Raw genomic sequence first — 12,188 nt, 5'->3', positions numbered from 1 at the left:
TTACCTCGATTCCGGGGTCAGCAGGGCTTTGACGGGGGTGGCCTGGCCGTTCATCAGCCGGGTGAAGACCTCGGCGCCCTCTTCCAGGGGGAAGGTCCGGACCCAGCTCAGGTCCCAGCGGCCGACCAGGTCGACGGCCGCGGCGAAGTCGGCCGCGTCGTAGGCGAACGAGCCCAGCACGCGCTTCTCGCCGCGCACCAGGTCGGCGGCGTCGTACCCGGCGACGTGGTCGGCCAGGCCGAGCCAGACGGCCACGCCGCCGGGGCGCAGCCGGGACAGCGACTGCTCGTGGGTGGCGGCGGCGCCGACCGCGTCGAAGATCACGTCGTACTCGCCGGTCAGCTCGGCGCCCGCCGCCACGCCGCCGAGCCCCGCGGCGACGGCCAGCCGCTCGGGCGAGCGGTCGGCCACGTCCACGCCGGCCGCGCCGCCGGAAAGGGCGGCGAGCAGGCAGGCCAGGCCGATGGCCCCGGCGCCGATCACGCCCACGCGCGCCCCGGCCGGCCGCCCGGCCAGCCCCCAGGCGTGCACGGCGTTCGCGGCCGGCTCCACCACGCCCGCGGCGGTCCAGCCCAGCCCGCCGGGCAGTGGCACCACGGCGGCGGCCGGCACCGCGACGCGCTCGGCGAAGGCGCCCGGCCGGTGCACGCCGATGATCTGCCGCTTCCTGCACACGTTGGGCCGGCCGATCAGACACACGTCGCACGCGCCGCACGACAGGATCGGGTTGACCGTCACCGGCCGCCCGTCGTCGGTGCGCCCGGCGAACTCGTGCCCCATGACCAGCGGCGGCACCCGGAACCCGGGGGTCTTCACGCCGTGCAGCTCACTGCCGCAGATGCCGGAGGCGACCACGTGCACCAGCACCTCGTCCGGCCCGGCCGCGGGCTCGGGCACGTCCCGCTGCTCCACGACGCCGGGGGCGGTGAAGACGAGAGCCCTCACGAGGGCCGGCCGGCGGTCGAATGCGCGCGTTCCATGGAGATCCCCATCCTATTCCGTCATGAGGAATGCTATTCCGAACTGGCGCTAGGAGACCATTGCGGCGAAGATCATGTCAAGAGGCCGGGGCGAAGCGGGGCGGCGTCACCGCATCCGGCAAGCCAGGAACGGCCGGGCCGAGGACGTCATCCTCGGCCCGGCCGCCCTGTTCCGAATCGCGGAAAGCCGGTTTGACAGGCAGAATCAGCGCAGCAGCACCGGCACCGCCAGCGGCCCCTCGGTGATGATTGACGCCGTGTAGGCGATCTCCTCGGGGCGGACCGCCAGCCGCAGCCCCGGGAACCTGCCGAACAGCGACGACAGCGCGATCCTGGCCTCCAGCCGGGCCAGCGGCGCCCCCAGGCAGAAGTGCGGGCCCCGGCCGAAGCCGAGATGCCCCTCCTTGGCCTTGCCCAGGTCGAAACGGCCGGCGTCCGGGCCGTAGCGGGCCGGGTCGGTGCCCGCGCCGGTGAGCCCGACGACGATGGGCCGGCCCGCCGGGATGGTCGTGCCGGCGACCGTGACGTCCTTGAGCGGGTAGCGGAAGACCAGGCCGACGACCGAGTTGCGGCTGCGCAGCGCCTCCTCGACCACCTGCTCCCACGCGTCCTCCGTACGGGCGCGGTCGAGCTGGGCGGGGTCGGCGCACAGGGCCACCACCGCCTTGGCGATCAGGTGAACGGTCGTCTCGTGACCGGCGACGAGCACGACCCACAGGATCCACAGCAGCTCGTTGTCGGACAGGCGGCCGCCGTCGTCCTCGTTGGCGCGGATCAGGCCGGTGGTCAGGTCGTCGGCCGGCTCGCGGCGGCGGCGCGCGATGAAGGCCGCCAGGTAGCCGAGCAGCGACCCGGCCGCCGCGTTCACCTCGTCGGGGGCGGCGGCGTGCGACAACATCACCCCCGTCCACTCGCGGATCTGCGCCCGCTCCTCCCGCGGGACGCCGAACAGCTCGCAGATCACGGCGACCGGCAGCGGCTCGGTGAAGGCGGTCACGAGATCGACCTCGCCGTCCCGCTCGGCCATGCGGTCGAGCAGCTCGTCGGTCATCTCCTGGACGCGCGGGGCCAGCGCGGCCACCCGGGCCGGGGTGAAGGCGCGGTTGATGAGGCTGCGCAGCCGCCGGTGGTCGGCGCCGTCCTTGGTCAGCAGGTGGTCGCCCTCGATGACCTGGCGCAGCGGCCAGTCGGCGGGGACGGTGCCGTCATGAAGACCGGTGAAGTTCCTGGCGTCCTTGCTGTAGAGCGCCTCGTCGTTGGCCAGCACCTCGTCCGTCGCCTCGTAGGAGGTCACCAGCCAGCCGTTCACCTCCCCCGGCAGCAGAACGGGCAGGACCGGTCCGTGCTCGTCCCGCAGGCGGCGGATCGTGTCGGACGTCCGCTCGCCGGGAACCGGGAACGGAAGTGGCGCGGTGTCCAATGCAGCCTCCCATGTACGGATGTCTCCCTACTCTCCGTGGTAACGCCGATGGATCCAAGGGGTGAGGTTGTCACCGCCAGGCAGGCAACATCTGCCTCCTCCGCCACGTCGGAGCCCCAGGATCGGTGATCTCACACGTTCGGCAGCCCCTCCCCCTCGGCTTCGAGCGCGTACGCGATCCCGGCGTCGACCTCGCCGTCGTACCCGGCGCGGAACGCCGACCCGTACCCGTCGTCGCCCAGGGCCTCGCGCGCCTGCCGCTCGCACTCCTGCCGGGCCGCCACCCAGGCCGGGACGCTGGCCTGCGCCTGACCGTGGCTGCTCCAGATCCGCTGCGCCAGCCCCAGCAGCCGGGCCGCCCGCTCGGGCCGGCCCGCGGCCCCCGCGCCGAGCGCCAGCAGGTCGACGGTCAGCCCGATGCCGAAGTCGTCGTGCAGCCTCCGCTTGGTGCGCAACGCCGCCTGCCCGTAGGCGACGGCCGCCGCCACCTGCCCGCGGGCCAGCTCGGCCTGGCCGCGCAGCAGGTCGCCGTGGGAGCGCATGGCCTGCTCGCCCTGCTGGTCGCACAGGGCGCGCAGGTCCTCCAGCACCGAGATCGCCTCCTCGATCCGGCCGGCGACGGTGTGCGCGACCGCCCGGCACATCAGCGCCAGCAGCCCCGCGATCGTCAGCTCGTCGCCGCTCCAGCGCATCGCGTACGCCGGCTCCGACTCCGTCATGGCCTGCTCCAGGTCGCCGCGGATCACGCCGGCCGACGAGCGCAGCGCCTTGACGCACAGCGCGGCGAAGGCGTCGTCGTCGGCCGCGGCGGCCTCGCACTCCTCGGCCCGCGCCTCGACCGCGGCGGCGTCCCCCTGGGTGGCGGCGAGCAGGCCGTCGGCCCACAGGGCGCGGGCGCGGACCGGGCCGGAGGCCGGGTCGAGCGCCAGGGCCTGGCCCAGGTAGTGGCGGCCCTCCTTGGCGTAGCCGCAGCCGTACCAGAAGAAGGCCAGCGTGCCGGCCAGGTCGAGGGCGGCCTCGCCGTCCCCTTCGCCGAGCGCGGTCTCCAGCGCGGCGCGCAGGTTGTCGTGCTCGCCGACCATCCGGTCGTACCAGGCGGGCTGGCCGGCGCCGAGCCAGCCGGCCGCGCCGCGCACGGCCAGGTCCTGGTAGTGGGCGCGGTGCCGGCGGCGCAGCTCCGCCTCCTCGCCGAGGCCGCGCAGCCAGCCCGCGCCGTACTCGCGCAGCGTGTCGAGCATGCGGTAGCGCTCGCCCGAGCCGGTCGGCAGCCAGGTCAGGATCGACTCGTCGGCCAGGGCGTCGAGCAGCAGCCCGATGTCGGCCTCGGGCAGCCGCTCGTCGGCGCACACCCGGCGCGCCGCCTCGGCGTCGAAGTCGCCGGCGAACACCGACACCCGCGCCCACAGCAGCCGCTCGGCGGGCTCGCACAGCTCGTGGCTCCACCCGACGGCGGTACGCAGCGCCTGGTGCCAGGGCGGGTCGGCCTCCTGGGTGAGCGCGAGGTCGTCCTCCAGGGTGGCGAAGCGGTCCTCCAGCCGGTCGGCCAGATGGCCGAGGGGCAGGTCGCGCAGCCGGGCCGCGGCCAGCTCGATCGCCAGCGGGATGCCTTCGAGCCTGCGGCACAGCCGGACGACGTCGTCGCGGTTGGTGTCGGTGATCTCGAAGGTCGGCATCGTCGCCGCGGCGCGCTCGACGAGCAGGGTCACGGCGTCGTGGCCGAGCGGCGCGGTGGCGCCCGCGGCCGGCACCGGCAGCGGGTCGACCACGATCACCAGCTCGGGGTCCACCTCCAGCGGACGGCGGCTGGTGGCCAGCACGTGCAGTCCGGGCACCGCCGCCAGCAGCCCCTCGACGGTCGCCGCGCAGGCCCCGACCAGGTGCTCGCAGGTGTCGAGCACGAGCAGCAGCTCGCGCCCGAACAGGTGCTCGGCCAGCACCTCGGACATGGGCCTGGTGGTCTGGTCGGTGAGCCGGAGCGCCTCGGCGATGGCGTGCGGCAGCAGGGTCCCGTCGTCCAGCGGCGACAGCTCGACCAGCCAGCAGCCGCCGGCGAAGTCGGGCCGCAGGTCCGCGGCGGCGCGCAGGGCCAGGCGGGTCTTGCCGACGCCGCCCACCCCGGTCAGGGTCACCAGCCGCGACCGCCGGCACGCCTTACGCACCTGCTCCAGCTCCGCGCCGCGGCCGATCAGGCTCGTGAGTTCCGCTGGAAGGTTGCCCGCCTGCCACTTACCTGCCATCGTGATCGCCACCTATCGGATGAAGTTGTGACAGCAGCTTGCCGGAACCTGATGCACTGCGTGACTAAAAGTGAGAAAGTAGCTACTCACCCTGTTCGCCGCGTCCGGAAAGAAGAAGCCGATAACCGGAGACACACCATGCGTTCACAGCGAGGCTGGTTCCTGCTGTTCCTGCTGGTCGAAGGGGTTGTCGCGCTCTATGTCACCTTCGGGCGCGCCGGTTTCGACCCGCTGACGGGCCTGCTCGTCCTCGCCCCTGCGATGGGGCTGGCGTCCGTGGCCTACCGGTTCCAGTGCGACCAGGAACGCGAGTTGTCCCGGGTGCGGCAGATCGCCGAGCTGGCCCAGCAGGCGATCGTCCGGCCGCTGCCGCCCCGGCTCGGCGGCATGAGCCTGGCCGTCCACACCCGTTCGGCCACCGACCAGGCGCTGATCGGCGGCGACCTGCACGACGCGCTGGTCGCGCCCACGGGGGTGCGGCTGATCGTCGGCGACGTCAAGGGCAAGGGCATGGAGGCCGTCCGCCTGAGCGCGGTCGTGCTGGCCTCCTTCCGGCGGCACGCGCCCGACGTGCCCGACCTGGTGACGCTGGCCACGGCGCTCGACGCCGACCTCGTCCCGCACCTGGGCGAGGAGGACTTCGTGACCGTCCTGCTGGCCGAGTTCGTGCCCGGCGAGGTGCGGCTGGTCAACTGCGGCCATCCGGCTCCGCTGCGCATCGGCCACCGCCTGGAGGCGCTGGAGCCGCCCGAGCCCTCGCCGCCGCTCGGCCTGGGCCCCGAGCCGCGGCTGCGGCGCGCCGGGCTCGGCCTGTCCCAGCGGCTGCTGCTCTACACCGACGGCCTGAGCGAGGCCAGGGACGCCGACGGCGTGGAGTTCCCGCTCGACCGGCACGTCCGGCACGCCCTGGCCGCGCCCGGCCTCGACCACGCGCTGCCCAACCTGCTCGACCTGCTGGACGAGCACGCCGGCGACCTGCGCGACGACCTGACACTGCTGCTGGTGCAGCCGGTGCCCGCGCCGGACCCGGCCGAGCGCGCGGCCGGTCCCGAGCCGGACGGCCCGGCCGCCACCGCCCTTCCGGCCGACTCCCGCAAGGACGGCTTCTGAGGGCGGACCGCGGCGGACGCCGTCGAGATCCGACCCCCTAGGGTGGGGACGTTCGTTGGCGGCGTCCCCGAGAGGAAGTTCCGGTGAGCGGTACCGGTGAGCTTGCCATACCCGCGTCGGTCGAGAGCGCGGGCCGTACCGGGCCGCCTTCGAGCCGGCCGGCGCGATGGCTGCTGCGGCACCAGGTCCAGCCTGTGGGCCCCGAGTCGGCCGAGGGCCACGGCGAGCCGCAGCCCTGGTGGAAGGTCATGTGCCTGACCGGCGTCGACTACTTCTCCACCCTGGCCTACCTGCCCGGCATCGCCGCGCTCGCGGCCGGCGCGCTGTCGCCGCTGGCCACGCTGCTCATCGTGGCGCTGACGCTGCTGGGCATGCTGCCGATGTACCGGCGGGTGGCCAAGGAGAGCCCGCACGGGCAGGGGTCGGTCGCCATGCTCGAACGCCTGCTGCCGTTCTGGCGGGGCAAGCTGTTCGTGCTGGTCCTGCTGGGGTTCGTGGCCACGTCGTGGATCATCACGATCACGCTGTCGGCCGCCGACGCCTCGGTGCACATCCTGGAGAACCCGTACTTCCCGAGCTTCCTGCACGGGCACGCGGTGATCATCACCGTGGTGCTGCTGGTGGTGCTCGGCGGGGTGTTCCTGATGGGCTTCACCGAGGCGGTCGGCGTCGCCATCCCGCTGGTGGCGCTGTTCCTGCTGCTCAACGCGGTCGTCGTGGCCGTCGGGTTCGCCGACGTGGCGGCCGAGCCGGAGGTCCTGTCGCGCTGGACGGACGCGCTGCTCAACGGGCGCGGCGGCTTCACCGGGCTGGTCGGCCCGGCGGTGCTGGCCTTCCCGCTGCTGGTGCTGGGCCTGTCCGGGTTCGAGACCGGCGTCAGCATGATGCCGCTCGTGGCCGCCCAGGGCGACGACCCCGAGCAGCGGCTGCGCTCGCGCATCGGCAACACCCGCAAGCTGCTGACCGTGGCCGCGCTCATCATGAGCGTCTACCTGATCGCCACCAGCTTCGTCACGACCGTGCTCATCCCGGCCGAGCAGTTCGCGCCGGGCGGGCAGGCCAACGGCCGGGCGCTGGCGTACCTGGCGCACGAACGGCTCGGCGAGGGCTTCGGCACGGTCTACGACGTCAGCACCATCCTCATCCTCTGGTTCGCCGGCGCCTCGGCCATGGCGGGCCTGATCAACATCGTGCCGCGCTACCTGCCCTCGTACGGCATGGCGCCCGAGTGGGGCAAGGCCGTCCGGCCCGTCGTGCTGGTCTACACGGCCATCTGCGTCCTGCTCACCCTGGCCTTCAACGCCGACGTCGACGCCCAGGCCGGCGCGTACGCCACCGGCATCCTGGCGATGATGGTCTCCGGCGCGGTGGCGGTGACCATCTCGGCCGTCCGCCACCGCCAGACCCCGGCCGTCCTGGGATTCGCCGTGCTGACCCTGGTGCTGGTCTACGCGCTGGTGGAGAACATCAGGGAGAAGCCCGACGGCATCACCATCTCGGCGTTCTTCATCCTCGGCATCGTCGCGATCTCGCTGATCTCGCGGGTGTCGCGCACCACCGAGCTGCGCGCCGACCGGATCGAGTTCGACGAGGCGGCCCGCCGGTTCGTCACCGACTCGCTGAACCACGACGGCGCGCTCAACATCATCGCCAACCGGCGCGGCCCCGGCGACGCGGCCGAATACCTGGCCAAGGAGAGCGAGCAGCGGTCCATGAACCCGGTGCCCGGCCGGGCCGACGTGCTGTTCCTGGAGATCGACGTCATCGACCCGTCCAGCTTCAGCGACGTGCTGCGGGTGCGCGGCGTCGAGGTCGACGGCCACCGCGTGCTGCGCGCGGAGAGCCCGGCGGCGCCCAACGCGATCGCGGCCGTGCTGCTGGCGCTGCGCGACGGCACCGGGGTGCGTCCCCACTGCTACTTCGAGTGGGCCGAGGGCTCGCCGATGGTCCACCTGCTGCGTTACCTCATCCTGGGCCGCGGCGACACCGCGCCGGTCGTCCGCGAGATCATCCGCAAGGTCGAGCCCGAGCCGCAGCGGCGGCCCGGCATCCACGTCGGCGGCTGACCGGCCGCAACCAGTTCGGGGGCCGGGTCGGGGGCGCGTCAGGGCCAGCGGGTGCGCAGCCAGGCGAGGGTGGCGCGGCGGGAGCGTTCGCGCCGGTCGCGCAGCGCCGGCGGCGCGGGCGCGGTGGCCGAGCGCGTCCAGTAGCCGAGGAGGGCGACCAGGAGGGCGTCCACCTGATCGGCGGGCGCCCCGCGGCCGAGCGGGTGCGTGGTGAGCAGGCGCTCGGGGTCGCGCGACCCGAGGTCCGACTGCAGCAGCAGGCAGACCAGGTCGGCCCAGGCCGGGCCGGTGCAGGCGCGCCCCCAGTCCACCAGGCGGGCGGTCCCGTCGCGGTCGATGAGGATGTTGTCGAAGCGCGGGTCGAAGTGCAGCAGCGTGCCGCCGGTGACCAGGGCCGTCCAGCGGCGTTCGACCGCGGCCAGGCGGGGCAGGCGGGCGCGTTCCCAGGCTCCGGCGCGGGCGGGGTCGAGGGTGTTCCACAGCTCGCAGCGTCCCGACATGCGCCCGGCCAGCGTGGGCAGGCCCGCCAGCGGGGACGGGGTCAGCTCGCGGGCGCACACGGTGAGCAGGGCGAGCGCGGCGGCCAGCTCGTCGTCGTGCCAGGGCTCGTGCGGGAGCCGGCCGGGCGCGACCTCCGAGCAGAGCAGGACCCACCCCGCCGCCTCGCAGGAGAACAGGAACCCGGGGGCGGGCACGCCCGGCGGCAGGGCCGCGCCCACCACGGCCTCCGCCCGGTAGTCGGCCGCGTACGGCGAACCGGCGGGCACGGCCTTCACGAACACCCGGCCGCCGCCGGTCAGCGTGAGCACGCCGCGCACGCCGCCGGTGAAGCCGCCGTGCCGCTCCGCGAAGCCGGCCGCCGCCCGGCCGAGCCGCCGCTCGACCTCCCGGACGAGAGCGCCGGGCAGGTCGTCCCACCCGGGCGGCCCGATCCGGAGGCCGGGCGAGTGGCGCTGTTCAGGTGGTGTCATCCGGTTGCCGGGCCTCCTGGAGGTCGGGCTGGGCGGCGTCGCGGTCGAGGCCCAGCAGGGCGAGGCGGAAACGGGCACAGCGCGCTTCGAGCTCGCGCTCGTCGTCGAGGATCCACTGTTCGATCATGGTCATCCAGTGAACACACCGGCCGCCGGGGGACGGCCGACTTGGCGCAGACTTTTCACTGGAGCAACTCGACCGTGCCGCGCTCGCCGTCCACGCGGACGCGGTCGCCGTCGCGCAGCCGCATGGTGGCGTTGCCGGTGCCGACCACGGCCGGGATGCCCAGCTCGCGGGCCACGATCGAGGCGTGCGACAGCGGCGCGCCCATGTCGGTGACGACGGCGGCGGCGCGCGGGAACATGGGGGTCCAGCCCACGTTCGTCAGGGTCGTCACCAGGATCTCGCCGGGCCCCAGCCGGTCGCCGTCCTCCGGGCCGGCGATGACCCGGGCCACGCCCTCGACCACGCCCGGCGCGCCGGGGAACCCGGTCACGGTGTCGCTGACCGGGACGTCGAAGCCGCGGGCGTCGTAGACGTCGGCCCGGCGATCCGGGTCGGCGGCCCACCGGACGGGGTCGAACCGGCCGACGATCACCGTCGGGTACGGCGGCAGCGCGGCGTACCGGTCGTGGGTCGCCCGCCGGACCGGGACCCGGGCCAGGGCCGAGGTGTCGCCGCGCAGCACGTCGAGGATCTCCTCCAGGTAGAGGTGGAACAGGTCGTCGCCGTGCCCGGTCAGCTCCCCGGCGCGCACCACGAACGCCCGCAGCACCCAGAAGGCCCGGATGTTCTCCGAGCGGGCGCTCTCCCGGTCGCGGACGACCGCGTTCCACCGCCGTACCCGGGCGCGCATCCGGGCCTCCTTGCCGGGGTGGCGGGCGGCGAACCGGGCCCACGCCTCCTGCCTGGCCTTCTCCTGCCGGGCCAGCAGCGCCTCGGTGCCGGCCCGCAGGTCGCGCAGGCCGGCGAGCTGGGCGTCGATCCAGGCCGGGTCCTCGCCGGGCCGGGGCCTGGAGACCTCGAACTCGTGCGGGCCGCGGTGCCCGTAGGCCAGCGCGAACTCCTCCCTGCTGATCTCGCCCCTGGCCAGCCTGCCCAGGCCCAGGACGGGCCCGAGGCTGGCCAGCTCGCCGTCGGCGTTGACGCCGGTGAGCATGGCCTCGGCGTCCGCCTCGCCCATCAGCCTGCGCAGCCGGTCGCGGGTCCAGACCAGCGTGGCGCCGCCCTGGCGGCCGGCGGCCTCCAGCATGCGGCTGGAGATGACCAGGTGGGGCTCGATGTCGGACGTCCACAGGTCGGCCAGCTCGGGGCCGGAGGACGTGGCGGCGACGCGTTCGCGCAGCTCCTCGCAGCGCTGCCGGGAGGTGGCGAGGAAGGCCGGCAGGTCCTTGATGTTCCGGCGCACCCGCCGCTGGAGGGTGACGGCCATCGGCAGGACGCGCCGGACGATCTCCCAGCGCGACAGCCGCACCAGCGGCACCTCCAGCCCGGCCGGCAGCCTGCCGAAGACCTGCTCGACCGCGCCCAGCCTGCTCCGCATGCCCAGGGCGGCGGCGATGGAGTGGACGACGCTGAGGTTCATGTAGAAGCGGCCGCCGATGTTGCCCACCAGGTCGAACCCGGGCAGCGCCGAGGCCGACATGGCCTCGTGGATGAAGATCCGGACGAACGACCAGGTCGCCGGGGTCATCACGTCGGGGATGGCCTCGCCCAGGTTGCCCGCCGTCCACAGGTAGTCGCCCTTGAGGCTGTCGTTCCACTCCTCGACCTGCGGTTTCAGGCCGGTGATCGGGCGGGCCTGGAGGATCGCGAACGTGCCGTCGCGCCTGGCCCACTCGACGTCCATGGGCATGCCGTACAGGGCCTGGACGCGTTCGCCGAGCGCGGCCAGCTCCATCGCCTGCGCCGGGTCGAGCACGGGAGCGCGGCGCAGCTCCTCGGGCACCGGCTCCTCGCGGGTGCCGCTCGCGGTGCGCACGGTCATGACGGTCTTGTCGGCGACCTTGGAGCCGGTGACCCGGCCGCCGGACAGGGTGAGCGTGTCCGGCGTGACCAGCCCGCCGACGACCGCCTCGCCGAGCCCCCAGGACGCGTTGACCACGATCTCGTCGCGCGCGCCGGTGACCGGGTCGGCGGTGAACATGATCCCGGCCGCGTCGGCGTCCACCAGCTCCTGGACGACCACCGCCAGGGCCACGTCGTCGTGCGGGACGCCGTTGCGCTCGCGGTAGGCGACGGCGCGCGGGTTCCACAGCGAGGCCCAGCAGCGGCGGACCGCCTCCAGCAGGCCGTCGGCCCTGACGTTGAGAAAGGTGTCCTGCTGCCCGGCGAACGACAGCTCGGGCAGGTCCTCGGCGGTGGCCGAGGAGCGCACGGCCACCGCGACGTCGTCGCCGAGCGCGGCGTGCGCGGCCCGGATCGCCTCGGCCAGGTCGGCCGGGATCTCGTGCGCGGCGAACAGCGCGCCGGGGTCGCCGCTGGAGGCGATCTCGTCGCCGAACGCCGCCACGAACGACCGGTACGCCCGCGTGGTCACGACGAACCCGCCGGGCACCGGCAGCCCCGCCCTGGCCAGCCGGGCCAGCGAGGCGCCCTTGCCGCCGGCGGTGCCGAGGTCGGCGGCGGCTTCGTCGTCGAGGGGGATGACTGACTTCATTGCACGCGCTCCTTGGCCGGGCTCATGGATGTCGCCAGTTTGCGCCGGGCGACGTCGGCGAGGGCGTCGAGGAGGTCGAGCGTGGCCCGCGCGACGGCGGCGGCGTCGTCGGGCGGCAGCACGCGCCCGGTGCCCACCGCGCGTTCGACGGTCTCGGCCAGCAACTCGGCGATGCGGTCGCCGGGCAGCCGCTCGGACTCCGGCTGCGCGCCGGGCAGGAACATGAAGCCGTAGAAGATCGAGCCGATCACCGTGACGTGCTCGGCCGGCTCCGCGCGCACGGCGCCCAGCCGGACCAGCTCGCGCAGGTAGGCGTCGAAGGGGCCGCCGAGTTCGAGGCCGCCGGCCGCCGGGCCCTGCCGCTTGAGCCGGGTGAGCTTGCCGAGCACCTCGGAGTCGTCGAGCAGCACCGCGTGCAGCAGCGGCCGGTGCAGCAGCGCCGAGGCCAGGGTCCCGAACAGCTCGCCGAGGGTGGCGGGCGCGCCGTCGCGCACCCGGTCCAGCATGAGCACCCGCTCGCGCCGCAGCAGCGCGGCGAACAGCTCTTCGCGCGTCTTCCAGTGCAGGTAGATCGTGCCCTTGGCGACCCCGGCGCGCCTGGCGACGTCGTCGACGGTGGTCTTGTCGTAGCCCCAGCGCAGGATCAGCTCGGCGGCGGCGTCGAGGATCCGGTGGGCGCGCTCGGCCTGCCGCGCGGGGTCCTGCGGGGGCCTGCCCGCTCTGGCCATACGTCGTCCTCCAATT

The 12,188-nt window shown here is 74.3% G+C and carries 9 protein-coding genes; 2 read left to right on the top strand and 7 right to left on the bottom strand.

Annotation, left to right across the window (positions count from 1 at the left end):
- The 3 genes from ABT158_RS10920 to ABT158_RS10910 all read right to left on the bottom strand — a co-directional run bounded on the left by ABT158_RS10920 (position 1) and on the right by ABT158_RS10910 (position 4,637).
- The gene (locus ABT158_RS10920) at positions 1 to 945 is read right to left on the bottom strand and encodes an alcohol dehydrogenase catalytic domain-containing protein (protein WP_352352566.1); all 945 of its coding nucleotides are present in this window, start codon (positions 943 to 945) and stop codon (positions 1 to 3) included.
- Positions 946 to 1,185: 240 nt separating this feature from the next.
- Entirely contained in the window at positions 1,186 to 2,400 is a 1,215-nt protein-coding gene (locus ABT158_RS10915; protein WP_352352565.1) for a cytochrome P450 family protein, read from the bottom strand.
- 131 nt (positions 2,401 to 2,531) lie between these two features.
- Positions 2,532 to 4,637 (bottom strand): ATP-binding protein, encoded by a 2,106-nt coding sequence (locus ABT158_RS10910; protein ID WP_352352564.1) that lies wholly within the window; start codon positions 4,635 to 4,637, stop codon positions 2,532 to 2,534.
- Between the two features lie 138 nt (positions 4,638 to 4,775).
- Between ABT158_RS10910 and ABT158_RS10905 the strand changes: the two genes are divergently transcribed.
- Both ABT158_RS10905 and ABT158_RS10900 read left to right on the top strand, forming a co-directional pair.
- Entirely contained in the window at positions 4,776 to 5,747 is a 972-nt protein-coding gene (locus ABT158_RS10905) for a PP2C family protein-serine/threonine phosphatase (RefSeq protein WP_352352563.1), read from the top strand.
- An 83-nt stretch (positions 5,748 to 5,830) separates the two neighbouring features.
- Positions 5,831 to 7,813 carry an APC family permease gene (locus ABT158_RS10900; RefSeq protein ID WP_352352562.1) on the top strand — a complete coding sequence of 661 codons (1,983 nt, stop codon included), beginning with the start codon at positions 5,831 to 5,833 and terminating at the stop codon, positions 7,811 to 7,813.
- A gap of 38 nt (positions 7,814 to 7,851) precedes the next feature.
- Here the strand turns inward: ABT158_RS10900 and ABT158_RS10895 are convergent, their stop codons facing one another.
- From ABT158_RS10895 to ABT158_RS10880, 4 genes are read right to left on the bottom strand one after another with little or no spacing between them, the layout of a single operon-like run.
- The gene (locus ABT158_RS10895; protein ID WP_352352561.1) at positions 7,852 to 8,784 is read right to left on the bottom strand and encodes a phosphotransferase; all 933 of its coding nucleotides are present in this window, start codon (positions 8,782 to 8,784) and stop codon (positions 7,852 to 7,854) included.
- On the bottom strand, positions 8,771 to 8,917 hold the full coding sequence (locus ABT158_RS10890; protein WP_352352560.1) for a hypothetical protein: 147 nt from the start codon (positions 8,915 to 8,917) through the stop codon (positions 8,771 to 8,773). Before ABT158_RS10890 ends, ABT158_RS10895 begins: the two co-directional genes overlap by 14 nt.
- Positions 8,918 to 8,966: 49 nt before the next feature.
- The gene (locus ABT158_RS10885; protein WP_352352559.1) at positions 8,967 to 11,444 is read right to left on the bottom strand and encodes a PEP/pyruvate-binding domain-containing protein; all 2,478 of its coding nucleotides are present in this window, start codon (positions 11,442 to 11,444) and stop codon (positions 8,967 to 8,969) included.
- The gene (locus ABT158_RS10880) at positions 11,441 to 12,172 is read right to left on the bottom strand and encodes a TetR/AcrR family transcriptional regulator (RefSeq protein WP_352352558.1); all 732 of its coding nucleotides are present in this window, start codon (positions 12,170 to 12,172) and stop codon (positions 11,441 to 11,443) included. The genes ABT158_RS10885 and ABT158_RS10880 overlap by 4 nt, the downstream gene beginning before the upstream one ends.
- Between the last annotated feature and the right edge of the window lie 16 nt (positions 12,173 to 12,188).

Origin of the sequence: Nonomuraea sp. NPDC001636 (genome assembly GCF_040298265.1) — a bacterium.
Lineage (GTDB): Bacteria > Actinomycetota > Actinomycetes > Streptosporangiales > Streptosporangiaceae > Nonomuraea.
Note: the sequence above shows the minus strand (reverse complement) of the source record. Positions and strands in the feature narration are given on the sequence as shown.